This is a genomic window from Pseudomonas alliivorans, assembly GCF_017826695.1.
GTDB lineage: Bacteria > Pseudomonadota > Gammaproteobacteria > Pseudomonadales > Pseudomonadaceae > Aquipseudomonas > Aquipseudomonas alliivorans.
The window spans coordinates 648692-674665 of sequence record NZ_JAFFZW010000002.1; the positions used below are offsets into that span (position 1 = coordinate 648692).

Genomic DNA, 25974 nt, shown 5'->3' on the forward strand with positions numbered 1-25974 from the left:
ACAAGTGAGCGCCGTATCGTCGCAAGGTTCAGGGTGACGTGCAAAGCTGCCGGGCAAGGTCGATCAGACTGTCGGCTTCATAGTCCCAGTCCTGGGCATAATCCGCGTCGGGCGCAGGGGCTCCTCCGTACTCCATGGGCCGATGGACAAAAGCCGTCATCAGGCCGCAATCCCTGGCTGCCGCCAGATCGCTGTGGTGGCATGCCACCAGACACAATTGCTGTGGCTTCAAGCCCAGTGCATCGACGGTCGTCAGGTAGGCGGCAGGCTCCGGCTTGTAGGTCTGGGCAAACTCCGCTCCCAGCAAGGCGTCCCACTGCAGACCGTTGTAGCGGTTCATCGCGATCATCAGCTCAACGTTGGCGTTGGACAGGGTCACGACTGGCAGACGCTCGCGCAGCCGCACCAGCCCTTCAGGTACATCGGGCCAAGGATCAAGCCGCCGCCAGGCGTGGGCGAGCCGCCATAACTCATCGGGCTGAATGCGACTGACGTCCAGACCATGGGTGCTCAAAAGCTGTTGCAGCGTCTCGTGGTGCAAGGTATCCAGCACAACAAAGCCTCTCGCCTCATTGATGCACTCGCGCATCGCCGGGGCGTAAAGCTTTCTCCACTGCAATGCGAAATCGGCCGGTCTGACCGAAGGCAGGTTGCTGGCCAGAAACGCTGCGGTTTCGCGGGCAATACCCGAATGCCAGTCAACCACTGTGCCGAAGACATCAAACGCCAGCGCTTTTGGAAGCGTCATCGGGTTCCTCCTGAAATTGCCATCGGGAACCACTGTAGTGAGTAAACGCGCGTCTGGCGAACATGGATTGATCGGACGATGCTGACCGGATCAACCTGGCTGGTGAGCGGTGCGTGCCTGCGAAGGCGATTTTGCGTCCAGTTTCAGGTTCTTGCGGATGGCCGTATCCAGAAAACCCGCCGGCAAAAAGCGGCGCATGAATTTAAACTGGCCTGCCGTTTTACCGGCGGTGTAACGCAGCTTCGGACGCTGGGCACGGGCGGCCTTGAGCACCACCTGGGCGACTACATCCGGGCTGTCGGCACTGGCCATGGCGTGGTTGACCGCTTTGGACACCCGCGCCCGGACGTCTTGATAAAGCTCCAGCTTGGCGTCAGCTTCAAGGTTGTTGGTTTCGAATGATGTTTGGGTATAGCCAGGCTCGATGACCGTGACCCTGATACCGAATGTGCGCAATTCGTGATCCAGAGACTCCGAATACCCTTCCACCGCATGTTTGGTGGCCGCGTACAACGCCACGAACGGCACCGGCACGATGCCCAGAATGGACCCTATGTTGATGATCCGGCCGCCACCCTGCCGGCGCATGTGCGGCACAACGGCGCGAGTGGCGCGCACAATGCCCAGAAAGTTGGTGTCGAAAATGGCCTTGGCCTGCTCGATCGAACTCTCTTCGGCCGCTGCTGGCGCAATTCCGAAACCGGCGTTGTTGACCAGCAGGTCAATGCGCCCTTCCAGCACCAGCAGTTCCTTTATCGCCGCCTCGACGGACGCATCGTCCGTCACATCGAGGGCCAGCATCGAAAAATTGCGCGGGCCACTCCGGGTTCCTTTCCGGCTGGTTCCGTAAACGGTATAGCCTGCCGCAGCGAGCGCGTTGGCAGTGGCTTCGCCGATGCCGGAAGAAGCGCCGGTCACCAGCGCTACAGGTGTGTGGGTCGTCATAGAGGTGCCTTCGCGGGTCGACTGACTGAAGATAGCGCTATGATGATGATCGAAATCATAACCGTCAATGTCTTTGATGCTGATCAACATCAATACTACCTATCGGCCGGATGAAGAGCCTCTATCCCCCGCTTGCCTCGGGCGCAGGAATCCGTCGTAGCACCTCGTCATAAGGTGCAAGATCGAGAAACGCGGTGGCTTCAAATGCCTTGCCTTCACGCATGTGAAAGATCCAGGCATAACTGTTGTTGTAAGCCTGCCCATCCCGCGCCACGCCAACGCCATCCCACTGAACGATGACGTGATCGCCATCCGCCCAGACGCGTTTGCTCACCGGTCCGACCGGACTGGACAACCGTGATACGAACGGTCGCACGGCTTGCTGAACGAACGAATCGACGCCCCGATAAACGCCCGCGCTGGGGCCAGAACCTTTGATGGTCCAGACCACATCGGGCCACAGCATGTCAGTGAAAAACGTCGTCCCTCCGGCCGCCCAGCGATCAAAGGCCTGGGTCACGCGCTGCTTGTTGCAGGCCTCGGTATCCGAGGCGCAAGCGGCATCAGCGTTTGCGCAAATCAGCCCGGCGCCCATCATGGCAACCATGACCAGCGCCAACGCTCGAGTACTTTTCACAATGGAAACGTGCATTTGAAGACTCCTCCAGCCACCACGGCATTTAGAGAACAAAAGACCCACCCAAAAATAAGCGGGCATTATGGAATGCGGTCACAAACGGTTTTGCAGCCGGGCACCGCCGAAGATCAATTGCTGAACCATCGGCCGCGACACGAAGCGCTCGGGAAAGATCGGCGCGGGCGCACTGATCTGATCCAACCGGGCAACCTGTTCATCATCCAGTTGCAGGTCAAGCGCGGCGAGATTGTCCAGCGCCTGCGCCAGCGTTCTGGCACCCAGTACCGGCGCAACCACTGCGGGATTCATGAGCGTCCAGGCCAGTGCGACCTGGGAGGCCGTGACGCCGACTTCGTTGGCGATGTCACCCACGACACTGGCGATCTCGAGTGATCGCTCGGTCATATGCCCCGATGAACTGATCACGCCCTTGCGGGTAGACGATACGCCCGCTTCGCTGGCCTGCTGCAGATCGTCGCGGCTGTATTTGCCGGTCAGAATGCCGCCGCCCAATGGCGACCATGGCAGCACGCCAAGCCCCATCGCTTCGGCCATCGGAATCAGCTCATGCTCGACGCTGCGTTCGACCAGGCTGTATTCGATTTGCAGCGCAACCAGCGGCGACCCGCCACGCAACAGCGCCAGGGTTTGCAATTCAGCGACCTTCCATGCCGGGGTGTTGCAGATACCGAGGTAAAGCACCTTGCCGGCGCGCACCAGGTCGTCCAGTGCGCGCATCACTTCGTCGGCCGAGGTGGTGAAATCCCAGGCATGCAGGTAGAGCAATTCGATGCGGTCGGTGTCGAGTTGCCTGAGACTGGTCTCGACCGAGCGCATCAGGTTAAGCCTGTGGTTACCGCCCGAGTTGGGGTTACCCGGATCACGCGCCATGGTGTACTTGGTCGAGACGACGAGGCGCTCGCGCTTGCCTTTGAGAAACTGCCCCAGGATGCGCTCCGACTCGCCGTTGGTGTAGTTGACGGCGGTATCGATGAAGTTGCCGCCCCGGTCGACATAGGCATCGAATATCTGCCGTGCCTGATCGGCCTCCGCGCCCCAGCCCCAGTCAGCCCCAAAGGTCATGGTGCCAAGGGCCATGGGCGAGACGCGCATACCTGATCGTCCGAGCAGGCGGTAATGGTCGAGAGCAGTGATAGCGGGCATGATGGCCTCCTTACTGAGATGAAGTTCTGAGCAGTCGGGTTCAGTCTGCCGCCAGGGAGGCGCTACGCTATAGCCGGATCGTCCTGCGTTCTTGCACGATTATCCGAACGGGATTGAAAGCTGTTTCATCATCAAGTGGGACGGGCCGCTATGGGTTCTCTGGAAAAACTGATCGACATCATCCGCCGTCATGCAAGGACCGACGGCCTGCACACTACGCCTGTCGCGGGTGTCAGTCTGGTTCGCTCGGGCGCGCCCACCGTGCCGATGCCGGTGGTCTATGAACCCACCCTGTGTCTGATCGTTCAAGGCCGCAAGCAGGTGGCGGCTGGAACCTTGTCCTACGTGTATGACGCATCCACCTATCTGGTGGCGTCGGTGGACATGCCCGTCATGGGGTCGGTCATCGAAGCGAGCGAGGCGTTACCGTATCTGTGCCTCGTGCTGGACCTGGACATGACCATCCTCAGCGAACTGGCGCTTCGGCACCCGGCCATCAGCGAACCAAGCGACCTGCCGACTGCCGGTATCGAACTCAACGCCACCACGCCGGAACTGCTCGACGCAGCGGCCAGGCTTGCCGGTCTGCTGGATGCACCCCACGACATCGAGGCACTGGCACCGCTCATCATTCGGGAGATGCTGTATCGGCTGCTGAGCGAGAGCGGCAATGGTATCGTCCGGCAGCTGGCCCGGGCAGACAGTCGACTGCGGCAGATTGCAAAAGCGATTGCCTGGATGCGTGAGCACTACCGCCAGGGTTGTCGGATCGATGACATTGCCGAACTGGCCGGTATGAGCCGTTCCACGTTCCACGCGCATTTCAAGGCAGTGACGTCAATGAGTCCGCTGGAATTTCGCAGTCAGTTGCGATTGCAGGAAGCACGTCGCCTGATGGTCGCCGAAGCCGTGGACGCGGCCGGGGCTGGCTATCAGGTCGGCTACGAAAGTCCCTCGCAGTTCAGCCGGGACTACGTGCGTCTGTTTGGCCTGCCACCGGCGCGGGACGCCAGCCGATTGCGAAGCGCGGTCGAGATGAGTGCGGGAAAGTGAGCAGGCAGTCCGCCGAGGCCTTGCAGGTCAATGCACCCAGCGCACCTTGTACAGATGAAGGTCCGAGACCGGCACACGCACCCCGCCTCTGCCCTCGCGATCCGCCAGATGAAAGCCGTAGGCCCACCAGTTCTCCTCGACCTCGACCCAGGCCGTGCGCTCACCCAGAACGCTCAGTGCCTTGACCCTTGAGGCCGAGCGTAAAGGCTCGAACGACGAAAACGCCCCATCGTCCGGACTGAACAGCCAGACACCGTCATCGGTCGTGACTGCATAACGACCATCGCCAAGCGCCGACAGATCATGGCCGTCACGCCTTCCCGGCAACGTCCAGCGTCCAGCTTCATGCAGTGCAGGTGATGCGCGCTCACCGCTCAGCGTAAAGGCCTGCAACAGGTCATGGGACAGCGCGAACAGACGCTGACGCCGGGTATCCCAGACCACGCCGTGACCCGAAGGGAGCGGCGTCTCGAACAGCGGCCTTTCGTTGCGATACCGATCGTAGAGCTGCAGTCGGTCGCCATTGGGCTCAATCGACAACGCGACTGCGATCAAACCGTCGGGCAAGTACTCGGCCGAATGCGCCATCGGCGCAAAAGCGCGAAACAGGACCCGGCCGGATGCCCTATCCAGCAAAACCACGCCACCTGTGGAAGACGTCACCAGTATGGCGCGGCCACCCTCGACCGGCTTGCATTCGTCAATATGCGACAGCAGCTTCTGGCGATAGGCGTCCGGCAAATCTTTCGCCTGGGCGGCGCTCCAGCGCCAGGTTTCGGTGGCGCTCGCCACTTGCACACGGTACTCGCGGACTTGATCGTCCCCACAGGCGTAAAGTCTTTCGGCCGACCGGGCGACTGTCGCTGTGGTGGTCAGCAGAAGCACAAGCAGACAGTGCAACGTTCGCATCATCGAACCTCATGGGCCGGGCAGGCGAAAAAAACGCTTACAGGAAAAAGCAGGCCCGCAGCGGAATCAGGGCCGCACCACGGGCTGCGGCGTCACAACTCTGCTGCCCCATTATCAGACGTGGTCGTGCGGCCGTAATGCCGTAACGGTCGCCGCCCCAGTATTCGACGCGTACCATCAGGGCCTCACCCAGCGCGACCGGCAATTGCCCGCCAAACACGATGGCCTGAGGATCGAGAATGCCGCTGAGCGAATTGATGATGCGGTTCAGGCACGGCATCACCCGGTCGACCCAGGCGTCAACACCTGGCCATTGAGGATCGAACCGCAGCGAGATGTCTTCGATGGAATCGACATCCACCCCCTGCTCCTGAAGCATTTCCAGCAGGTAACGCAGCGCCGGACGCACTTCCTGCTCTTCACGCGTGAGTATCGAGCTGAGTTCGCCTGCGTTGCCGTTGGCACCGAAAAACGGCTTGCCCTCGATCACCAGCCCGCCGCCGAAACCATAGTTGAACCCCAAGTACACGAAGGAACGCGCCCAGCGCCCGGCACCACACAGGCTCTCGCCTACCGCAGCAGCGCTGACACTGTTTTCGATCCACACCGGCAGGCCGAACGTCTCTTCCAACAGCGGCTGCAGATCGATCAATGACCAGTCACGCAACGGCTCCGGAGCGTTGATCTGCCGACGGTTGGCGACAAAATAGCCGTTGATCGAGAACCCGACGCCGATCAGGCTCGCCTTGTCCACGCCATTACGCGAACAGATCCTGTCCAGCGCAGTGCTCAAGCGCTCCAGAGTGGTCTGCCGGCTCAAGGGCGGAAATCGAAAACGCACTTCTTCCACCAGCTCGCAATCCAGCGCAGTCAACGAAAGGATGGCGCAGTCGGTATTGATTGCGATGCCGACGCTGAAGGCGGTTCTGGCCGCCAATTGCAGACTCGGTGAAGGCTTGCCGCGTCCTGCACCAGACGCAGGCGGGCCGGCCTGCAACAGGTCGCGCGCCAGCAGCGTGCTGATGATCCGGTGAGTCGACTGCTGGGTCAGGTGGCTCAATTGACCGACACGTGACTGACTGATACGGCCTTCACGCCGGATCAGATCCAGAATGAACCGCTCGTTATCCGACACTTGAATCCCTTCATTAAGCGTGTGCTTGGGCAAGAAACGTTCTCCTTTGCCAAAGTAGTTGTGAATAGGCCGCATATTTTCACACTTTACGTTTAAATATGATGACAATTCCAAACATGCTGAACGCTGGGCTTTTGGCAATTTGCTCATATGCCCAGCGTGCCTCTCTCGGCGTGCTTTCTATGACTCATAGCGAACTGATTAACGACGAAATCTCAAGCCGGCTGCTGTCAGTCATTTTTATTTAACACTTAAAGCGTAAATAAAAAGACAGACCTCTTCGGCCTTCACGAGATTTCACCATGCTGACCAGAACCCGTGCTTTTTACCCGCTTGTTTCCGGCGCCGTGCTGCTGACTCTCATCCCCCCTGCGGTTGGTCAGGAACCCTCCGGCAAAAGCGATGCGCCTGCTGCAGAAAGCGTCACGGTCACGGGGTACGTCAAACAGAATCGCGAGGAAATCCGCGCCAAACGCAACACGTCGCAGGTCGCCGATTTCATCTCATCTGACGAACTGGGCCAGCAGCCTGATCTGAACGTGGCCGACTCCCTGCGCCGGTTGCCGGACGTGACCACCGAGTTCGATGAGGACGAAGGCCGCTTCGTCTCCATACGCGGCCTGCCCTCACGCTTCACCACAACCACCTTCGACGGGGCGATGATCCCCGATGGCTGGTTCGCGCTGGGCCGACAGACCGACCTGGAAGCCATCCCCGGTGTCGCTCTCAAACGAGTAGGGGTTTACAAGAGCCTGACGCCCGACCTGCAACCGGCCATTGCCGGGATCGTCGACCTGCAACCGATCAGCGCGTTCGATTACAGCGGCTTTCAGGCCGTTACCGATACCAAGGTCGGGCACTACAGCAACATGAGCGTGCCGGGCGGACCTTCCAGCCCTTCCGCGATCATCGACGGCAGAGTCAATGACCGCTTCGGCGAGGACAAGCAGTTCGGCTACATGTTGGCGGGCAGCTTCTCCGACCGCAGTCGCGATCAGGAAAAGGACATCCGCACCATCAATTACAGCGCGGCTGGCACGCCGTCGGTGGACCGCCGTGATCAGGCGCGGTATACCAACCGACTGGATCGCTGGAGCCTGCTGGGCCGCCTCGAATACAAACCCAGCGAAAACCTTTATTCATCGCTGCTCGGCGCGCACTACAGCTACGACTCCGACGAATACCGCTACCTGAACATTCTCGAAGGCCGCTCACCGCGTAACATCACTGACGTTAGCGGCAGTTATGCCCAGGGCCGCAATCGTTATCGCGTCGATTATTTTCCTGAAACTACGGCGACGGATCTGGCCATCTGGGACGTTGACTTCAAACCCGCCGATCAACAGCGCCTGACCAGCAAGCTCTATGCGGCACGCAGCACCTATGAGCGCAAGGACGATGGCCAATTTGAATTCCGTTCGGCTTACGGCTCCAGTTTCGGCTATCAGTACGACCTGACGAGCCAGGACGCTGACAATCGCGACATGTCCACCATCACCCCCGCCAACCCTTCCGCGGCGAACACGCCGGCAAACTATCAGTTGTTCACTATCCAGCCGGAAAAGCTGGAGCGCCAGCAGACCATCAAGGAATGGCAAGGGACCTACGGCTTCAACACCGACCCGCAGGACCGTGGGCCTGGCGTCAGGGTGGGCACGAGCTGGCGACGCATGGAAGTCACCCAGGACATTGATCAACAGAGCTTCCTGCCCACCAGCGCCGCCAGCATCCCCGCCAGTTCGTTCAGCAATGCAGGTGACTACTACAAGGCAACCAACCGTTTCTTCGCAGACAACCCTGGGCTGTTTCGGCTCGATCAGGCCAACAGCACCCTGCTCAGTACTCAGAACGACCTCAGTTATCAGGAAGACATTGCCGCAGGCTTCGGTCTGCTCAGGTACCGCGGCGAGCGTTTCGAAATCCTTGGTGGCGCGCGCTATGAACACACTCGCTTCGATTCCTCGGCCTTTCAGAACAACAGCGGCACACTCAACCCCAGCAGCAATTCCGGCAGTTATGACAACGTACTGCCTTCCCTCAGCGCCTTTTACGACCTGACGGCTTCAGTGCGTCTGCGTGCGGGTTTCAGCCAGTCACTGGGTCGGCCGAACCCGGAATATGTGGTACCGCTGAACAGCGTCAGTCAGGTGGACGGCGCAGTCAGCATCAACCGCGGCAACCCGAGCCTTAAACCGATCACCTCCAATAACTATGATCTGGCAGCCGATTATTACTTCGGTCAGGGAGCGCTGCTGTCCATGGCGCTGTTTCAGAAAGACCTGAAGAACGAGATATTCGTCGGCAGCTCCAGCAGTACGGACAGCACGGGTGTTCAGACCACCATCTCACAACCGCTCAACACCTCGACGGCACAGGTTCGCGGCGTATCCGTAAACCTTATCAAGGACCGCCTGGCATTTCTGCCCGCACCGTTCGACGGGCTGGGCTTCAAGCTCAACAGCACCTGGCTGGACGGCTCGATGAATGTACCGATGGCCGACGGCTCGACGCGTCGGGCAAGCCAACTGGTCGACGCGCCCAAGCAGCAATACAACGCCACGTTGATGTACGCCATCGGTGATATCAAGTCGCAGATCAGCTACGCCGTGGTCGGCGACCGGCGCACCAGCCTCAGCGTCCAGAACCCACGCCAGGACAAGTTCGAAGAGCGCTATGGGCAACTGGACGCCCAGGTCAGCTACGCGCTCAACGCCAACCTGACCCTCTACACCGAAGGGCGAAACCTCACCGACCAGAAGCGCCTGATTCGCGACGCGGACAACAACCTGCTTGAGCGCAACAGCTTCGGCCAGTCCTTATGGGTCGGCATGAAGGTCAGGCTCTGACCTGCTCACTGACTCGATTAACACCCAAGAACCCTCAGGAGATACCCTTCGATGCAATCGTCCATGTCCATTGTCAGCTTGATTGAAGGCGCCAGTCCGGTTGCCCGGACCGTCATGTTTATCCTCTTGCTGGCCTCTGCAGTCAGTTGGCTGCTGATCTTTATTCGCAGCTTCGACTTGCGGCGCGACAGCAATCACCTGGCCGACTTCGAGCGACGCTTCCATTCAGGCATCGACCTCAATCAGTTGTACAAGGAACTGCCCGACCAGCCTGGCGGCGCAGGCAAGGTATTTCGCGACGGCTTTCGCAACTTCTGCCAACTGACCCACGGCGACACCGATCCCACAATCACCATGGAGGCCGTGGGCAGTGCACTGCGTCTGGCGTTGTCACGCGAAGGCATGCGCCTGAATCGTCGCCTGGTGATACTGGCGACCATCAGTTCGGTCAGCCCCTACATCGGCCTGTTCGGCACGGTATGGGGAATCATGGGGTCGTTTCAGGCTTTGGGAGCAACCGCGCAGGCGACGCTCGCCACGGTAGCGCCGTGGATTGCCGAAGCGCTGGTGGCCACCGCCATCGGTCTGTTCACCGCCATTCCTGCCGTGATTGCCTACAACTTTTTGTCGAAAAAGGTCGCCGACGTGCAGACCCGGCTGGCCGATCTGGCTGAAGAGCTACATACCCTGCTACTGACCAGCCTGCATAGCCGCAGTCATCTGGACATGAGCTCGAGGGAAACCGCATGAATCAGAAAGGTTCTTTCCACGCGGTTTCCCGGGGCAGGATTTCCAGCGAAATGAACGTCGTGCCATTCATTGATGTGGTGCTGGTGCTGCTGGTGATTTTCATGGTCGCCACGCCGCTGATGACTCAGGGCGTACACGTCGATCTGCCTCGCCTGGGGGCGCAGGCCATCGACACCCTGGATCACCCGCCACTGGTCATCAGCATCGACGCCGAAGGCCTGTACTACCTGAATCGAGGCGAGGACCAACGTGTTCAACTGGCGCTGCCAACCGTGGGCCAGCAAGTACGGGATACGCTCGGCGATCAGACCAATACCGCCGTGCTGATTCGTGGCGACCGGGCTGTCAGTTATGGGCGGATCATGGAACTGATGGGCACCTTGCAACAGGCCGGCGTGCCCAATATCGGGCTGATTTCGCAGCCTGCGGATGCCGCGCCATGAAGACCGCGCACAAACCTGCATCACCGCTTCCCGAGGTAGGCGTGTCGTTCACCCCGGCCAGCCATCGGCTACCCGAATCCGGCGTGCGCTGTCGCTTCAGCACTCACCGTCACGATGGCACGTGCAGAACCGTACCCATCCGGTATCTGGCGATCAGGCCTGACCTCAGGCTGGTTGACCCACCAAGCACGCCGCTGCCGCGCGACCCTGCGCCTGCTTCGGCAAGCACGGCATTGCTGCTCATCCCGTTGGTGGTGGCCGTGCATTTTCTGGCGGCGTGGCTCGGCAGCACGGCATCTGCTCCATCAACAGCCGAGCCAGACAGGCAGACGCTGGTGATCCACACCGGACTGACGGCGGACCCTGCCCTTGCTGCGGCTGCCGCCAGCGCCCGCGCTGCCGAGGCGCAACGTCAGCAGGCGGCCGAGCAACAGAAACAGGTGGTGGCAGAACAGGCCGCCAAAGAGCAGGCTCGACTCGAAGCCAGCCGACTGGCAGAACAGGCTGATGTGCAGGCGCGACAGAAACCGCCACGACAGCCCCCGTCCAAACCGGCGCCTCACCCAGCCCCGACTGCGCCCGCCCACGCCCCCTCCCCGGCACTGGCCGCTTCAACCACTGCACCGGCCGCAGCCGAGGCGAAACCTGCGCCGTCGGCGTCCGGACCCGCGACTGCTGTCGCCGCAACCGCTGGCAAACAGTACCTGCCGCTGACCAAGGCAGCGCCCGACTATCCGGCGGCAGCGCTCGAAAACGAGCTGGAAGGTGACTGCACAGTGGAGTACGACCTCATGCCCGATGGCACGACGACCGCAGCACGACTGGTCAAGGGGCAGTGCGATGCGTCCCACTTCGGAGCCGTCTCGCTCAAGGCCGCCGCCGGTTTCCGGTACAGCCCGCAGGTCGCCGGCGGACACCCGGTCAAGGTCATCGGCGTACGCAACACGTTCCGTTACCGGTTGCAGAATGCTCAGTGAGGTTGCACAACAGGGGGTGTAGCGCTGCCCTGCTGACACTACGCTCATCATTCCGGATGATAGTAACCTTCGATTTATTCGATTCGTTAATAACACCCTGCGAGCAACAGAATCCGCCCATCCTTTACTATCGGCGGAACTTCCCATGCCCCAGACACTCGCTCATTTGCGCTACCCCCTCACTGCCCTGGCACTGGTCGTGATCAGCGCCTGTGGTCGCGCACCTGAGGCCACTCAGGCACCCGCCGCGGCCAAGGTCAGCGTCGCCAAGGTGCTGGAACAACCCGTCAACGAATGGGACGAGTTCACCGGCCGCCTTGAAGCGCCGGAAACCGTCGAAGTTCGGCCACGTGTATCCGGCCAGATCGATCAGGTGGCCTTTACCGACGGCTCGCTGGTCAAGAAAGGCGACCTGCTGTTCCAGATCGACCCGCGTCCGTTCCAGTCTGAAGTACGTCGCCTCGAGGCCCAATTGCAGCAAGCGCGGGCCGTGGCCGTACGCAGCGAGAACGAAGCCCAGCGTGGCGAGCGCCTGCGCACCAACAATGCCATTTCCGCCGAACTGGCAGACTCGCGCACGACCTCCGCGCAGGAAGCCAAGGCCGGCGTCGCCGCGATTCAGGCGCAACTGGATCTGGCGCGCCTGAACCTCAGCTTCACCCGCGTCACCGCGCCTATCACGGGTCGCGTCAGCCGTGCCGAGATCACTGCGGGGAACATCGTGACTGCCGATGTGACAGCGCTGACCAGCGTGGTGTCCACCGACAAGGTCTACGCCTACTTCGACGCCGACGAACGCGTGTTCCTCAAGTACACCGAGCTCGCCCGCAAGGGTCAGCGTGGCCAGACCACCCCGGTTTACCTGGGCCTGTCCAACGAGAACGGCAATCCGCACCTGGGCCAGATGAACTTCGTCGACAACCAGGTCAACCCGCGCACCGGCACCATCCGTGGCCGCGCCGTGTTCGACAACACCGACGGCAGCTTCACACCCGGTCTGTATGCGCGCCTCAAGCTGGTCGGCAGCGGCACCTACTCGGCCGTGCTGATCAACGATGAGGCGGTCGGCACCGACCTGGGCAAGAAGTTCGTGCTGGTCATGGACAAGGACAACAAGCCGGCTTATCGCCCGGTCGAGCTGGGCCCGAAAATCGAAGGCCTGCGCATTGTCCGCAACGGCCTGGGCAAGGACGACACTATCGTCGTCAAGGGCTTGCAGCGTGTCCGTCCCGGCCAGCCCGTGGACCCTGAAGTCACGCCGATGGCCAGCGCCGACACCCTTGCCCTGCTCCTCAAGCAACGTCAGGCCCTTGAAGCCAGCAACCCGCAACAGTCGGCGCCCAACGCGACCGCCAAACTCGCCAGCGCCACTGCGCCTCGCGGCTAAGGGACTCGTTCGATGAACTTCTCAAAATTCTTTATCTCGCGGCCAATCTTCGCCGCAGTGCTCTCGCTGCTCATCCTGATCGCTGGTGCCATCTCGCTGTTCCAGCTGCCGATCAGCGAATACCCGGAAGTCGTGCCGCCTACCGTCGTCGTGCGGGCCAACTTCCCCGGCGCCAACCCCAAGGTGATCGGCGAAACCGTGGCCTCACCGCTGGAACAGGCCATCACCGGCGTCGAGAACATGCTTTACATGTCGTCGCAGGCCACTGCCGACGGCAAGCTGACCCTGACCATCACCTTCGCGCTGGGCACCGACCTGGACAACGCACAGGTGCAGGTGCAGAACCGCGTGACGCGCACCGAACCCAAGCTGCCTGAAGAGGTGACGCGGATCGGTATCACGGTCGACAAGGCCTCGCCCGACCTGACCATGGTTGTGCACCTGACCTCGCCGGATCAGCGCTACGACATGCTGTACCTGTCCAACTACGCCGTCCTGAACATCAAGGATGAACTGGCGCGACTGGGCGGTGTGGGCGATGTGCAGTTGTTCGGCATGGGCGATTACTCGCTGCGGGTCTGGCTCGATCCGAACAAAACCGCGTCGCGCAACCTGACGGCTACCGACGTGGTCAATGCGATCCGCGAGCAGAACCGTCAGGTCGCCGCAGGCCAGCTGGGCGCGCCACCTTCACCCAATGCCACCAGTTTCCAGATGTCGATCAATACTCAGGGCCGCCTGGTCACCGAGGAAGAGTTCGAGAACGTCGTCATCCGTGCCGGTGCCGATGGCGAAATCACGCGTTTGAAAGACGTTGCCCGTGTCGAACTGGGTTCCAACCAGTACGCCCTGCGCTCGCTGCTGAATAATCAGCCCGCCGTTGCATTGCCGATTTTCCAGCGTCCGGGCTCCAACGCGATCGATATTTCCAATGACGTGCGGGCCAAGATGGCCGAGCTGAAGAAAGGCTTCCCCGAGGGGATGGACTACAGCATCGTCTATGACCCGACCATCTTCGTGCGCGGCTCCATTGAAGCGGTGATCCACACCCTGTTCGAAGCACTGGTTCTGGTGGTGCTGGTGGTAATCCTGTTCCTGCAGACCTGGCGCGCCTCGATCATCCCGCTGGTCGCGGTACCGGTGTCGCTGATCGGTACATTTGCCGTGATGCACCTGTTCGGCTTCTCGCTCAATGCGCTGTCACTGTTCGGGCTGGTGCTGGCGATCGGTATCGTGGTGGACGACGCTATCGTGGTGGTGGAGAACGTCGAACGTAACATTGAGCTGGGGCTCGAACCGGTCGAGGCAACCCACAAAGCGATGGGCGAAGTGACCGGGCCGATCATCGCTACGGCATTGGTGCTCTGCGCGGTATTCGTACCGGCAGCGTTCATTTCCGGGCTTACCGGACAGTTCTATAAACAGTTCGCGTTGACCATTGCCATCTCGACCGTGATCTCGGCGTTCAACTCACTGACCCTGTCGCCTGCACTGGCCGCCGTGCTGCTCAAGGCTCACGATGCGCCGAAGGACCGTTTCTCGCGCTTCCTCGACAGGATGCTGGGCGGCTGGCTGTTCCGTCCGTTCAACCGCTTCTTCGAGAAAGCCAGCCATGGCTACGTCGGCACGGTTGCACGCGTGATTCGCAGCAGCGGCATTGCCCTGTTGGTGTATGCAGGCCTGATGGTGCTGACCTGGATGGGTTTCACCAGTACGCCAACCGGTTTCGTACCCAGCCAGGACAAGCAGTACCTGGTGGCCTTCGCGCAACTGCCGGATGCGGCCAGCCTGGACCGGACCGAAGAAGTCATCAAGCGCATGTCGGACCTGGCCCTGAAACAGCCGGGCGTGGAAAACGCGATTGCCTTCCCGGGCCTGTCGATCAACGGCTTCACCAACAGTCCGAACAATGGCGTGGTGTTCGTTGCGCTCAAGCCTTTTGATGAACGCAAGGACCCGAGCCAGTCGGCCAACGCCATCGCCGGTGCGTTGAACGGCCAGTTCGCGTCGATTCAGGAAGCCTACATGGCGATCTTCCCGCCACCACCGGTGCAGGGTCTGGGGACCATCGGCGGCTTCCGCCTGCAGATCGAGGACCGGGGCAATCTGGGTTACGACGAGCTGTACAAGGAAACCCAGAACATCATCGCCAAGAGCCGCAGCGTGCCTGAACTGGCCGGTCTGTTCACCAGCTACACCGTGAACGTGCCGCAGGTCGATGCGTCCATCGACCGCGAAAAGGCCAAGACCCACGGCGTGGCGATCAGCGACATTTTCGACACCCTGCAGGTGTATCTGGGCTCGCTGTACGCCAACGACTTCAACCGCTTTGGTCGTACCTACCAGGTCAACGTTCAGGCCGAGCAACAGTTCCGTCAGGACGCCGACCAGATCGGTCAGCTCAAGGTGCGTAACAACCTGGGAGAGATGATCCCGCTGGCGACCTTCGTCAAGGTCAGCGACACCGCAGGCCCCGACCGCGTGATGCACTACAACGGTTTCATCACGGCCGAAATCAACGGCGCTGCCGGACCGGGCTACAGCTCGGGACAGGCTCAGGCGGCTGTCGAAAAGCTGCTCAAGGAAGAGTTGCCCAATGGCATGGTCTACGAATGGACCGACCTGACCTATCAGCAGATTCTGTCGGGCAACACCGCACTGTTCGTCTTCCCGCTCTGCGTACTGCTGGCGTTCCTGGTGCTGGCCGCCCAATACGAAAGCTGGAGCCTGCCGCTGGCGGTGATCCTTATCGTACCGATGACGCTGCTGTCGGCGATTGCCGGGGTGATAATTGCGGGTAGCGACAACAACATCTTCACCCAGATCGGCCTGATCGTACTCGTAGGGCTGGCGTGCAAGAACGCGATCCTGATCGTCGAGTTCGCCAAGGACAAACAGGAAGAAGGCATGAGCCCGCTGGATGCGGTGCTGGAAGCCTGCCGCCTGCGTCTGCGCCCGATCCTGATGACCTCGTTCGCCTTCATCATGGGTGTCGTGCCGCTCGTACTGTCCAGTGGTGCCGGTGCCGAAATGCGTCATGCCATGGGTGTGGCGGTGTTCTCCGGGATGCTCGGCGTCACCTTCTTCGGCCTGCTGTTGACCCCGGTGTTCTACGTGCTGATCCGTAACTTCGTCGAGCGCCAGGAGGCCCGCAAGGTCGCCAAGGCGCAGAAACTGCAAACACTGCCTGCGGAGATGCATTGATGAGCGCGGTTAAATTCTTTGTCCCGAGCCTGCTGGTCCTGGCGCTGGCGGCCTGTGCCGTCGGCCCGGACTACAAGGCGCCCGATACTGCACCGGCAAAACTCGCCGCTGCCGCTCAGGGCAACTACGACCGTACCAAGGCCGATGCCTTGTGGTGGAAGCAGTTCGACGACCCGACCCTCGACAAACTGGTCACTCAGTCACTCAATGGCAACCGGGATCTGCGTGTCGCGTTTGCCCGCCTGAAAGCGGCGCGTGCCATTCGCGACGACGTGGCCAACGACGCCATGCCGGTGGTGACCAGCCGGGCCAGCAGCGATCTGGGCAAAGGGCAGCAGCCTGGCGTGACCGACCGACGCGTCAACACTGAGCGGTACGACCTGGGTCTGGACATGGCCTGGGAACTGGACCTGTTCGGACGCATTCAGCGCCAACTGGAAGCCAGCAACGCCGACGAAGCCGCCGCGCAGGCCAATCTCTATCAACTGCAAGTGACGCTGATCGCCGAAGTGGTCGACGCCTATGGTCAGTTGCGTGGCGCACAGTTACGCGAAGCCATTGCACGGGACAACCTGAAAAACCAGCAGGATTCTCAGGGCGTCACCACGCAGTTGCGCGACGCCGGCGTCGGCAACGAACTGGATGTGGTGCGAGCCGACGCGCGACTGGCGGCCGTTGAAGCAACCGTGCCGCAACTGCAGGCCGAACAGAATCGTCAGCGCAACCGCATCGCCACCCTTCTGGGTGAACGGCCGGAAACCCTGAGCGTGGATCTGAGCCCGACCAAATTGCCGGCCATCGCCAAGGCATTGCCGATTGGCGACCCGACCCAGGTGCTGCGCAACCGGCCTGATGTTCTGGCCGCCGAGCGCCAGTTGGCCGCCTCGACAGCACGCATCGGTGTTGCTACCGCCGACCTGTTCCCTCGGGTCAGCCTGAGCGGGTTCCTCGGCTTTACCGCAGGGCGGGGTTCGCAAATCGGCTCGTCGGCAGCCAGAGCCTGGTCGCTCGGTCCGAGCATTACTTGGGCTGCCTTTGATCTGGGCAGTGTCCGGGCGCAGATTCGCAGCGCCAATGCCGACGCTGAAGGTGCGCTGGCCAATTATGAACAGCAGGTTCTGCTCGCCCTGGAAGAGTCGGAAAACGCGTTCAGCGATTACGACAAGCGTCAGCAGCGACTGTTGTCCCTGATCCGCCAGAGCGAATCCAGCCGTGCAGCGGCCCGTCTGGCCAACGTTCAGTATCGTGAAGGGACAGCTGATTTCCTCGTTCTGCTGGACGCCGAACGCGAACGTCTGGCTGCCGAGGACTCTCAGGCTCAGGCCGAGATCGAGCTGTATCGCGGGATCGTCGCCATCTATAAAGCGTTGGGTGGTGGCTGGCAACCGCAGGCCTGACAGCCGCATCCGGGTCTGCCCTGCCCCGCCTCTTTACAGAGGCGGGGCATTTTTTTGTCCGTTCGAGTACCCTCGCCGTTTGACACTGACCAGCGACTCCACGAAGCTGCAAGCCGCCAAGCAATGGATATCGGTATGCCCGGCTCATCTCCTGACACCCTCAATCGCCGTCGCTGGATCATCGGCGCAGGCGCCGCATTCGTCGTCATACTGCTCGCCACGCTGTTCTGGGGATGGCGCAATGTGCCCACGCAGAGCACGCCGGCCAATCTGGCTCATACCTACACACAGGCACTCAAGCAGGCGCATGAGGGCAAACCGGGCGCGGCGCGAGTGCTGTATCAGCAGCTGGCCCGTAAAGACCTTTCCGACGCGCACCGGGTCAGCCTGCTCGCCGAACTGAGTAATTACCCTAGCCCGCAAGCCCTTAAACTGATCGACGCCAGCCTCAAGGACGAATCGGTCGAGGTACGCAAGGCTGCCATTGCCACCAGCGTCAAACTGGTTTCCAGCAGTCAGCGCAGTCTGTTGCTGGGTCCGATGCTGGATGACAGGGAGCAATCCGTCAGATTCAGCGCAACCAGCGCGCTGCTGGGCCTGTCACCCGACGACCTGGGCCTGTATTTCGCCGTGCTGCAGCAGAGCGCCGAGGCCTTCCAGGAGGCCCTTGAGAGCGAACCCGCGACCGTTGATAACCAGCTGCAGCTCGCCAGGCTTTACCTGCAGACCGGCGACCTCGAACCGGCACTCAAGGCCTTGCAGCGAGCCACCGCGCTGGACCCGCAGAACATCGAAGCCGCACTGGCGCATATCGAGCTGCTGGACAAGAAAGGCCAGGCCGACAAGGCACGCAGCCTGTTTGCCGGATTACTGGAGCATCATCCCGACTCGGCGCTGCTGCAGCATGCGCTGGGCATGTGGCTGGTGGACCATGGTCAAGGGGAGTTTGCGCTGCTCAGTCTGGCCAAGGCGTCAGAGCTTGCACCGCAGAACAACGACTACCGCTACGACCTGGCTGTCGCTCTGCATGACCTGGACCAGCTTGAAGCGGCCCAGAAACAACTGGCACAGATTGTTCAGAACGATCCGGCGGATCGACGTGCACGCGTTCTGCTGATCCAGTACTGGAAGGAAAATGGCCAGCTGCAGAACGTGCAGATCCTGCTGGCCGAGCTGGAACAGCTCAACCCAGACGATCCCGCCTTGCAGCAAGGGCTGTAGGCAAAAGGTCCAGGTTACGCACAGCAAATGGCCATGCCGTTGGTCGCTCCAGCCCTTTTGCAACGGCGCTTTCACACAATCCGACCCATGTACGGGTAACTCGTATTTGTCTGTCAGGCATTTCGCGTGTGGTGCTGCGCCAGAGATTCTTCAGTCAGTTTCAGCAGTCCGCTAATATCAGAAATAACTTACACACCGTTTCCCCGGATAACACACCGTTCCCCCTCGACAAACAACTGCTCTGCACAGTTGGCTCTTAGCAATTTCAACAAGACTATTTTCTAACTGAAAAAAAAGGTGCATTATTTGTCCGCTACACAGTTTTAACTACCCTCTATCTGCGTAATGGCAAGCCAGGAAGGCTTATTTTTTGCAGACAGCGCGGGTATGGGGCAGTGACCGTACGAGCGGATCAGCCAAACAGTTTTGTCTTATCGCTTTATTGGGCTGGCAACAGCCATGACATTGTCGGAGTGTGTTATTTGTCCAGACTTGCCGAGTTTCGAGCAGCAGAAAAAGCCCTTCAGGAGCAGCTGGCACAGCTGGAAGCCCTGAAGAATGACGCCGGCCTGAAGAAGGAGATTGAATTCGAGCAAAAGCTCCAGGAACTGATGGGTAGCTATGGCAAGAGCCTGCGCGACATCATCGCGATCCTCGACCCTGGCAGCTCTACCTCACTGGTTGCCCCCACCGGCCCGAAGCGCCGCCGCGCGCGCGTTGTAAAGGTTTATCAGAACCCGCACACCGGTGAGCTGATCGAAACCAAGGGTGGCAATCACCGAGGCCTTAAAGCCTGGAAAGAGCAATACGGTGTCGATACCGTTGATTCATGGCTACGCGCCTGATCACAACTACGCACCTGGAAGCCCTGCACTCGCAGGGCTTTTTATTGGCTGTTACGGTGGTTCAGGTTTATTGTCAGGTGCCTGCCTCAGTATCACATCGGTGTGTAGCAGACTTGTCACATCCCTGAAGCGGCGCTCCCACAAACAGCAATGACTGAACTGACCGGTGCATATATGAAAGGTCGGGCCTCTTGCAAAGCAAAATAATGACGCCAATATTTCTACTGATGCTCATACGATTCACCTCACAGTTAAAACTTCAAGTTTCGAATGTGTGTTCAGCCAATTGTCAGCTTTGAAACCGCAAGGTAGTTAATTAACGTCAGACGTTTCCGACATTCAGGCGCCGCCTGCGTTCGCCGGGCGACGAACGTGCAAGAGGTTCACAGATTTTTCACATGCGTTCTTCCATAGTGAAGACCGCTAAAGGAATAGCGCCCCATGCCCGCCTCGGCGGGCTTCTTTTTGCCTGCAATAAAGCCCTCCCTCAAGGCTCCCCGTCCAGACGCAGGCTATCCCGAATCTGCAATGCCTCCTGTTTGTTGGCCGCGTACCCCTCTGCCGACCCGGCATACGACAACGACCAGGCCTTTTCCTTGCTGGCGGCTGCGACCAGCGTCTGTGTGAGCACGTGCACGCCGTTCTGGGTGACAGTGCAAGTGGTTTCCAGCGCCGGGACGACGCTGAGCTTGCCGTCACGCACATGAGTGCAGACGCTCTGAAAACCGCTTTTGGCGAAATTGACCTGGACCGCTTTGCGCATTTCCAGCAAAACGCCCTGCACATTGACTTCATGCCCGGGCGTCAGACGGGTTTGAGTCAGCTCCATGACCATCAGGGGATTACCCGACTGATCGTTTTTGACCGCACGCTGTCTGACCTGCACGGAAGGCTGAGAAGGTGCGTCCGCCGCTGTCGGCAAAGACTCCACTTCCCAGCCTGCGGGCCAGATAATCATCACGTCGGCGGCTTGCGCAGGTGCACTGCATGTCAGCAGGCACAGGCTCAAGAGCGAAAGTCGGCATTGCGGGAAAATCAGGGTGGTCATGTCATGGCCATCGGAACGATTGACCGCAAAGTCTGAGCCTGTCGCCAGCCACCCGCAAGGGGCCGGGGTCCTTTATCCCGTCAGGCGTTTGGCACAGGCCGCCCCGCTCCGTATCATCTGGCACCATTAATACCCATGTTGGAGACACTCATGAGCCTGCAAGACCTCAATTCCATTCCAGGCGTGACAGCCGAACCCGAAGCCGCTACACAGCAGTTCGTGTTCAACCACACCATGCTGCGTGTCAAAGACATCACTGCATCACTGGACTTCTATACCCGCGTCCTGGGCTTCAGCCTGGTCGAGAAGCGTGATTTCCCGGAAGCCGAATTCAGCCTGTACTTTCTGGCGCTGACCGACAAAAAGCTGATTCCGGCTGATGATGCCGCTCGAAACGAGTGGATGAAGTCGATCCCGGGCATTCTGGAGCTGACCCACAACCACGGCACCGAGAACGACCCGTCGGCCGTTTATCACGATGGCAACAGCGATCCGCGCGGCTTTGGCCACATCTGCGTGTCGGTGCCGGACGTGGTCGCTGCCTGCGAACGCTTCGAGAAGCTGAACGTGAAGTTTCAGAAACGCCTGTCGGACGGCCGCATGAACAGCCTGGCGTTCATCAAGGACCCTGATGGCTACTGGGTCGAGATCATCCAGCCAACACCGCTTTAACGTTCTCTGAAAACAAAAAACCCCATGATCGCTCATGGGGTTTTTTGTTGAGCGACAGCCTGTCAGGCCGGCGCGGACGTACGGATCAGGTGATCGAAGGCGCTCAGCGAGGCCTTGGCGCCCTCGCCCAGAGCAATGATGATTTGCTTGTACGGCGCTACAGTCACGTCGCCAGCAGCGAAAATGCCGGGTATAGATGTCTCACCGCGAGCATCGACCACAATCTCGCCACGCGGTGACAACTCGATGGAACCCTTGAGCCATTCGCTGTTGGGCAAGAGGCCGATCTGCACAAAGATACCTTCCAGTGGCACGGTGATTTCTTCACCGGTCACGCGGTTCTTGTAGCGCAGGCCGTTGACCTTCTGCTCGTCACCCGTCACTTCAGTGGTTTGCGCACTGGTGATGACGGTCACGTTCGGCAGACTGTGCAGCTTGCGCTGCAGCACGGCGTCGGCACGCAATTGCACGTCGAACTCCAGCAGGGTCACGTGAGACACGATACCCGCCAGGTCGATGGCCGCTTCGACGCCGGAGTTACCGCCGCCGATCACCGCAACACGCTTGCCCTTGAACAGCGGACCATCACAGTGCGGGCAGTACGCCACGCCCTTGTTGCGGTATTGCTGCTCGCCCGGAACGTTCATCTCTCTCCAGCGTGCGCCGGTGGCGAGAATCACGGTCTTGGCCTTCAGGCTCGCACCGCTGGCGAACTTCACTTCGTGCAGCTCACCGGCAGCGCCAGGAATCAGCTTGTCAGCGCGCTGCAGGTTCATGATGTCGACTTCGTACTGCTTGACGTGCTCTTCGAGCGCAACGGCCAGCTTCGGGCCTTCGGTGTGCTGGACCGAGATGAAGTTCTCGATGGCCATGGTGTCGAGCACCTGACCGCCGAAACGCTCGGCGGCCACACCGGTACGGATACCTTTACGTGCGGCATACACAGCGGCTGCCGAACCGGCTGGACCACCGCCGACCACCAGAACGTCGAATGCCTCTTTGGCATTGAGCTTCTCGGCCTGACGAGCGCCAGCACCCGTGTCGATCTTGGCCAGAATCTCTTCCAGACCCATGCGGCCCTGACCGAACAGCTCGCCGTTCAGGTAGATACTTGGCACCGACATGATCTTGCGATCAGTGACTTCGTCCTGGAACAGCGCGCCGTCGATTGCGACGTGCTGAATATTCGGGTTCAACACGGCCATCAGATTCAACGCCTGGACGACGTCCGGGCAGTTCTGGCAGGACTGCGAGAAATAGGTTTCGAACTTGAATTCGCCCTGAAGATTGCGAACCTGCTCGATGGTTTCCGCACTGACCTTGGGTGGATAGCCGCCGACTTGCAGCAGCGCCAGGACCAGCGAGGTGAATTCGTGCCCCATGGGAATACCAGCGAAACGCAGGCTGATAGCGTGCCCAGGGCTGTTCAGCGAGAACGACGGCGTGCGCGCATCAGTACCGCTGTCATTCAAGGTGACGTCTTTGGAAACACTGATCACATCGTTGAGCAATGCGAGCATTTCCTGAGACTTCGCGCCGTCATCAAGGGACGCGACGATCTCGATGGGGCGAGTGACCCGCTCCAGGTAAGATTTCAACTGGGCTTTAAGATTGGCGTCCAACATGCTGCGACTTCCTTTGGCAAAATTTTCAGAGAGTAGAAAAAACAACGCCCAGGCGATGACCGCCCGGGCGTTTTTTGGGGCGATGCGGTTTACTTGCTCAAGAGCTCAACGCCCCTAGCCGATTCATACGACTCAGATCTTGCCGACCAGGTCCAGAGACGGAGCCAGAGTAGCCTCGCCTTCTTTCCACTTGGCTGGGCAGACTTCACCCGGGTGAGCAGCAACGTACTGAGCAGCCTTGATCTTGCGCAGCAGCTCGGAAGCGTCACGGCCAACACCGCCGTCGTTCAGTTCGACAATCTTGATCTGACCTTCAGGGTTGATCACGAAAGTACCGCGGTCAGCCAGACCGGCTTCTTCGATCAGCACGTCGAAGTTGCGCGAAATGGTCAGGGTCGGGTCGCCGATCATGGTGTACTGGATCTTGCCGATTGCAGGCGAGGTGTTGTGCCATGCAGCGTGGGCAAAGTGGGTATCGGTCGAAACGCTGTAGATTTCAACGTTCAGCTTCTGGAACTCAGCGTAGTTGTCAGCCAGGTCTTCCAGCTCGGTCGGGCAAACGAAGGTGAAGTCGGCCGGGTAGAAGAATACGACAGACCACTTGCCTTTGAAGTCAGCATCCGAAACGTCAACGAAAGAGCCGTTCTTGTAAGCTGTTGCCTTGAACGGTTTTACCTGGCTGTTGATGATAGGCATCGGTATATCTCCTGATGGGTTGTGAATTCGATGAAGTGAAGCTTACGCACGATCGATGACAAAGGCTCATTGGCAAACCTGATGTCACTGATTGCTTTTCGCTATGGAAGCGGCTTATCAATAGAAGAAACCTTCATACCGCCCTGGCTCTCGGGAGAGCTCGAAAACGGAGCGGCCTCAATGTAACGCATTGCGGACTTCATGTCCCTCCAGCCCACATAGGCCATCAGCGACTTGAGGTCCCAGCCGCTGCGGTGAGCCCAGCTCGCGAAGCCACGACGCAGCGAATGGCTGGTGTACTGCTCTGCAGCAATACCGGCACGGCTGAGGGCCTGACGTAACAAGGGGATAATGCTGTTGGCGTGCAACCCCTCCTCCCCCAGATTGCCCCAGCGATCCACGGCGCGAAATACCGGACCGCGCACCAGTGCCGAACAGTTGATCCAGTCTATATAAGCCTGAACCGGACACAGCCGTTGCAAGGCCGGGGTCTGGTAGGACCTGCCCGCGTTTTCCCGATCGCCCTTGCTGCGGGGCAGATAAAGGCTGATGCCCGCGCCGGAGATCGCCTTGACGTCCTGAACCTGCAGACGGCACAGCTCGTCGCTGCGAAATCCCCGCCAGAATCCCAACAGGATCAGCGCCATGTCACGCCGGCAACGCAGCACACCGGGCTGATCGTTGCGAGCCTGCGCCTGGAGCGCTTCGGCTTCAAGCCAGGTGACGACCCGCTCCAGATCGTGCAACTGCAGAGGCTCAGCCTGCTTTTCCTGCGCAGGATGCAAGGCACGAATGCCTTTGAGCACCTTGCGCACGACCGGCGAGCGCGTCGGATCGACGAATCCCTGACTGGAATGCCACTGAGACAACGCCGACAGGCGCGACTTCAAGGTATTGACCGACAGCTCTCCCGCGTACTGCGCCAGATACCGCGCAACGCTCTCACTGGTCGCCGGCAGAAACCCGCCCCACGCGACCTCGAAGTGCTCGATGGCAGCCCGGTAACTGCGGCGCGTGTTGTCGCGGGTGGCCGCTTCCAGATAGCGATCGACATCATTCATGAGCAAAACCTGCGTAGGTGTACCGGCCGAAAGGGCAAAAGAGCGCCCCACGCGTCTGACACGGGATAATACGCCAATATCCCATGCCATAAAATTCAAATAATGACGTTATTTTCTATTCAATATAGTATGTAAATACAGAGTACATACCACAGTACGGAATCGTAGGAGCAGACATGGCACGGGGCGGCGTTAACAAGGCATTGGTACTCAAGGCAAGGTCCGCCCTGCTCGCCCGCGGCGAAAACCCCAGCATCGATGCAGTACGTATCGAAATGGGCAATACGGGTTCGAAAACCACGATCCACCGATATCTAAAGGAGCTTGAAACCGCTCATTCACCCGCGCCTGATATCAATGAGGAACTGACGGAACTGGTGGCCAATCTTGCCAGGCGCCTGCAAGAACAGGCGCAGGAACGCATTGACCAGCTATGTGTCGACCACGAGACCAGGTGCAGAACCCTGCAGGACGCACTCTCGGCCACCCAGAAGAAGGCAGAAGATCTGAGCGATGAAATCCGGCAAAAGGACCAGACGCTGGAGCGACAAGCCACTGCCCTGCTCGACCTGCAGGAGACGCTTATCAACGTGCGAAGCGAAAACACCCGCCTGACACAGGCCGGCTCGGACCTCGAGTCCCGTCTGACAGACAAGAACGAACAGATCCGCTCCCTTGAAGAAAAGCACCTGCACGCCCGCGACGCACTGGAGCACTATCGCAACTCGATCCGCGAGCAGCGCGAGCACGAACAACAACGCCATGAAGGCCAGGTGCAGCAATTGCAGATGGAATTGCGACAGGCTCAGCAAAGCCTCAGCATGCGCCAGGAAGACATAACCGGCTTGAACCGCGACAACGAACGCTTACTGGCAGAGGCTCGCAGCACACAGCGCGATCTGCATGCCCAGAAGGACCTGACGGATAAAGCCAGCGCCCAGGCCGCAGCATCCATCAAGCAGCACCAACAAGGTCAGACGCAGTGCGCCCTGCTGGAAGAAAAGGTGCGAAGCCTCCAGGAAGAGACTGTCGAACTCAAGCAGAGCCTGAAAGACACACAACAGCAGAACCGCGTACTGGAACTGCTGCTGATCAAAAAGGAAGTAGCACTGGAAACCCTGAAAACCGCCAGCGAGCCGCCCGCCAAGGCCAGCTCGACCCGCAGGAAACCAACGGCACCTTGACGCGCAAGCCACGCCAAGAACGGGCAA

The 25974-nt window shown here is 60.0% G+C and carries 22 protein-coding genes; 12 read left to right on the top strand and 10 right to left on the bottom strand.

The annotated features are described in order from the left end of the window. Window positions 1-28: 28 nt before the first annotated feature. The 4 genes from JTJ32_RS07470 to JTJ32_RS07485 form a co-directional block, all read right to left on the bottom strand. Window positions 29-748, bottom strand: a complete 720-nt coding sequence (locus JTJ32_RS07470) for a haloacid dehalogenase type II (RefSeq protein WP_099227759.1) — start codon at window positions 746-748, stop codon at window positions 29-31. A 90-nt stretch (window positions 749-838) separates the two neighbouring features. Beyond that, window positions 839-1693, bottom strand: a complete 855-nt coding sequence (locus JTJ32_RS07475; RefSeq protein ID WP_210041840.1) for an oxidoreductase — start codon at window positions 1691-1693, stop codon at window positions 839-841. 121 nt (window positions 1694-1814) lie between these two features. Further along, entirely contained in the window at window positions 1815-2345 is a 531-nt protein-coding gene (locus tag JTJ32_RS07480) for a nuclear transport factor 2 family protein (RefSeq protein WP_210041625.1), read from the bottom strand. A 78-nt stretch (window positions 2346-2423) separates the two neighbouring features. Then, on the bottom strand, window positions 2424-3494 hold the full coding sequence (locus JTJ32_RS07485) for an aldo/keto reductase (protein ID WP_099227761.1): 1071 nt from the start codon (window positions 3492-3494) through the stop codon (window positions 2424-2426). A 150-nt stretch (window positions 3495-3644) separates the two neighbouring features. Here JTJ32_RS07485 and JTJ32_RS07490 point away from each other — a divergent pair, with 150 nt between their 5' ends. After that, a complete protein-coding gene (locus JTJ32_RS07490; RefSeq protein WP_210041627.1) occupies window positions 3645-4547 on the top strand; it encodes an AraC family transcriptional regulator in 903 nt (300 codons plus the stop codon). 27 nt (window positions 4548-4574) lie between these two features. Here JTJ32_RS07490 and JTJ32_RS07495 read toward each other — a convergent pair whose 3' ends face one another. Together JTJ32_RS07495 and JTJ32_RS07500 are read right to left on the bottom strand one after the other, a co-directional pair. Then, window positions 4575-5459, bottom strand: a complete 885-nt coding sequence (locus JTJ32_RS07495) for a DUF6528 family protein (RefSeq protein WP_236059212.1) — start codon at window positions 5457-5459, stop codon at window positions 4575-4577. Window positions 5460-5493: 34 nt separating this feature from the next. Next, the gene (locus JTJ32_RS07500; protein ID WP_210041628.1) at window positions 5494-6624 is read right to left on the bottom strand and encodes an ROK family protein; all 1131 of its coding nucleotides are present in this window, start codon (window positions 6622-6624) and stop codon (window positions 5494-5496) included. A 269-nt stretch (window positions 6625-6893) separates the two neighbouring features. Here JTJ32_RS07500 and JTJ32_RS07505 point away from each other — a divergent pair, with 269 nt between their 5' ends. From JTJ32_RS07505 to JTJ32_RS07545, 9 genes are all read left to right on the top strand, one after another. Then, the gene (locus JTJ32_RS07505; RefSeq protein ID WP_210041629.1) at window positions 6894-9437 is read left to right on the top strand and encodes a TonB-dependent receptor; all 2544 of its coding nucleotides are present in this window, start codon (window positions 6894-6896) and stop codon (window positions 9435-9437) included. Window positions 9438-9488: 51 nt separating this feature from the next. Beyond that, complete coding sequence (gene tolQ / locus JTJ32_RS07510; protein ID WP_210041630.1) at window positions 9489-10187, top strand: protein TolQ; 699 nt, start codon at window positions 9489-9491, stop codon at window positions 10185-10187. Beyond that, window positions 10184-10630 (top strand): protein TolR, encoded by a 447-nt coding sequence (tolR, locus tag JTJ32_RS07515; protein ID WP_210041631.1) that lies wholly within the window; start codon window positions 10184-10186, stop codon window positions 10628-10630. The genes tolQ and tolR overlap by 4 nt, the downstream gene beginning before the upstream one ends. After that, complete coding sequence (locus tag JTJ32_RS07520) at window positions 10627-11607, top strand: energy transducer TonB (RefSeq protein ID WP_210041632.1); 981 nt, start codon at window positions 10627-10629, stop codon at window positions 11605-11607. The genes tolR and JTJ32_RS07520 overlap by 4 nt, the downstream gene beginning before the upstream one ends. Before the next feature lie 145 nt (window positions 11608-11752). Next, the gene (mexE, locus tag JTJ32_RS07525) at window positions 11753-12994 is read left to right on the top strand and encodes a multidrug efflux RND transporter periplasmic adaptor subunit MexE (RefSeq protein WP_099227768.1); all 1242 of its coding nucleotides are present in this window, start codon (window positions 11753-11755) and stop codon (window positions 12992-12994) included. A 12-nt stretch (window positions 12995-13006) separates the two neighbouring features. Next, window positions 13007-16198, top strand: coding sequence for an efflux RND transporter permease subunit (locus tag JTJ32_RS07530; RefSeq protein ID WP_099227769.1), 3192 nt, complete (start codon window positions 13007-13009; stop codon window positions 16196-16198). Beyond that, on the top strand, window positions 16198-17595 hold the full coding sequence (locus JTJ32_RS07535) for an efflux transporter outer membrane subunit (RefSeq protein ID WP_099227770.1): 1398 nt from the start codon (window positions 16198-16200) through the stop codon (window positions 17593-17595). Before JTJ32_RS07530 ends, JTJ32_RS07535 begins: the two co-directional genes overlap by 1 nt. A 135-nt stretch (window positions 17596-17730) precedes the next feature. Continuing rightward, window positions 17731-18816, top strand: a complete 1086-nt coding sequence (locus JTJ32_RS07540; protein WP_210041634.1) for a tetratricopeptide repeat protein — start codon at window positions 17731-17733, stop codon at window positions 18814-18816. A 482-nt stretch (window positions 18817-19298) separates the two neighbouring features. Beyond that, a complete protein-coding gene (locus tag JTJ32_RS07545; protein ID WP_099228033.1) occupies window positions 19299-19661 on the top strand; it encodes a histone-like nucleoid-structuring protein, MvaT/MvaU family in 363 nt (120 codons plus the stop codon). 487 nt (window positions 19662-20148) lie between these two features. Here the strand turns inward: JTJ32_RS07545 and JTJ32_RS07550 are convergent, their stop codons facing one another. Beyond that, window positions 20149-20709: a DUF4946 domain-containing protein gene (locus JTJ32_RS07550; RefSeq protein WP_099227772.1), complete on the bottom strand. Its 561-nt coding sequence runs from the start codon at window positions 20707-20709 to the stop codon at window positions 20149-20151. 150 nt (window positions 20710-20859) lie between these two features. On the opposite strand from JTJ32_RS07550, the gene gloA reads away from it, so the two are divergent. Beyond that, window positions 20860-21381, top strand: a complete 522-nt coding sequence (gene gloA / locus JTJ32_RS07555) for a lactoylglutathione lyase (protein WP_099227773.1) — start codon at window positions 20860-20862, stop codon at window positions 21379-21381. A 62-nt stretch (window positions 21382-21443) separates the two neighbouring features. Here the strand turns inward: gloA and ahpF are convergent, their stop codons facing one another. From ahpF to JTJ32_RS07570, 3 genes are all read right to left on the bottom strand, one after another. Beyond that, a complete protein-coding gene (ahpF, locus tag JTJ32_RS07560; protein ID WP_099227774.1) occupies window positions 21444-23006 on the bottom strand; it encodes an alkyl hydroperoxide reductase subunit F in 1563 nt (520 codons plus the stop codon). A gap of 132 nt (window positions 23007-23138) precedes the next feature. Continuing rightward, window positions 23139-23702, bottom strand: coding sequence for an alkyl hydroperoxide reductase subunit C (ahpC, locus tag JTJ32_RS07565; RefSeq protein ID WP_004879663.1), 564 nt, complete (start codon window positions 23700-23702; stop codon window positions 23139-23141). A gap of 101 nt (window positions 23703-23803) precedes the next feature. After that, window positions 23804-24763: a site-specific integrase gene (locus JTJ32_RS07570; protein WP_184322574.1), complete on the bottom strand. Its 960-nt coding sequence runs from the start codon at window positions 24761-24763 to the stop codon at window positions 23804-23806. A gap of 176 nt (window positions 24764-24939) precedes the next feature. Here JTJ32_RS07570 and JTJ32_RS07575 point away from each other — a divergent pair, with 176 nt between their 5' ends. Beyond that, window positions 24940-25947: a DNA-binding protein gene (locus JTJ32_RS07575; RefSeq protein WP_210041635.1), complete on the top strand. Its 1008-nt coding sequence runs from the start codon at window positions 24940-24942 to the stop codon at window positions 25945-25947. Window positions 25948-25974 lie beyond the last annotated feature (27 nt).

Coding starts and splice junctions, on each gene's coding strand:
- JTJ32_RS07470 (WP_099227759.1), bottom strand. CDS start 748: ATGACGCTTCCAAAAGCGCTGGCGTTTGATGTCTTCGGCACAGTGGTT.
- JTJ32_RS07475 (WP_210041840.1), bottom strand. CDS start 1,693: ATGACGACCCACACACCTGTAGCGCTGGTGACCGGCGCTTCTTCCGGC.
- JTJ32_RS07480 (WP_210041625.1), bottom strand. CDS start 2,345: ATGCACGTTTCCATTGTGAAAAGTACTCGAGCGTTGGCGCTGGTCATG.
- JTJ32_RS07485 (WP_099227761.1), bottom strand. CDS start 3,494: ATGCCCGCTATCACTGCTCTCGACCATTACCGCCTGCTCGGACGATCA.
- JTJ32_RS07490 (WP_210041627.1), top strand. CDS start 3,645: ATGGGTTCTCTGGAAAAACTGATCGACATCATCCGCCGTCATGCAAGG.
- JTJ32_RS07495 (WP_236059212.1), bottom strand. CDS start 5,459: ATGATGCGAACGTTGCACTGTCTGCTTGTGCTTCTGCTGACCACCACA.
- JTJ32_RS07505 (WP_210041629.1), top strand. CDS start 6,894: ATGCTGACCAGAACCCGTGCTTTTTACCCGCTTGTTTCCGGCGCCGTG.
- tolQ (WP_210041630.1), top strand. CDS start 9,489: ATGCAATCGTCCATGTCCATTGTCAGCTTGATTGAAGGCGCCAGTCCG.
- tolR (WP_210041631.1), top strand. CDS start 10,184: ATGAATCAGAAAGGTTCTTTCCACGCGGTTTCCCGGGGCAGGATTTCC.
- JTJ32_RS07520 (WP_210041632.1), top strand. CDS start 10,627: ATGAAGACCGCGCACAAACCTGCATCACCGCTTCCCGAGGTAGGCGTG.
- mexE (WP_099227768.1), top strand. CDS start 11,753: ATGCCCCAGACACTCGCTCATTTGCGCTACCCCCTCACTGCCCTGGCA.
- JTJ32_RS07530 (WP_099227769.1), top strand. CDS start 13,007: ATGAACTTCTCAAAATTCTTTATCTCGCGGCCAATCTTCGCCGCAGTG.
- JTJ32_RS07535 (WP_099227770.1), top strand. CDS start 16,198: ATGAGCGCGGTTAAATTCTTTGTCCCGAGCCTGCTGGTCCTGGCGCTG.
- JTJ32_RS07540 (WP_210041634.1), top strand. CDS start 17,731: ATGCCCGGCTCATCTCCTGACACCCTCAATCGCCGTCGCTGGATCATC.
- JTJ32_RS07550 (WP_099227772.1), bottom strand. CDS start 20,709: ATGACCACCCTGATTTTCCCGCAATGCCGACTTTCGCTCTTGAGCCTG.
- gloA (WP_099227773.1), top strand. CDS start 20,860: ATGAGCCTGCAAGACCTCAATTCCATTCCAGGCGTGACAGCCGAACCC.
- ahpF (WP_099227774.1), bottom strand. CDS start 23,006: ATGTTGGACGCCAATCTTAAAGCCCAGTTGAAATCTTACCTGGAGCGG.
- ahpC (WP_004879663.1), bottom strand. CDS start 23,702: ATGCCTATCATCAACAGCCAGGTAAAACCGTTCAAGGCAACAGCTTAC.
- JTJ32_RS07570 (WP_184322574.1), bottom strand. CDS start 24,763: ATGAATGATGTCGATCGCTATCTGGAAGCGGCCACCCGCGACAACACG.
- JTJ32_RS07575 (WP_210041635.1), top strand. CDS start 24,940: ATGGCACGGGGCGGCGTTAACAAGGCATTGGTACTCAAGGCAAGGTCC.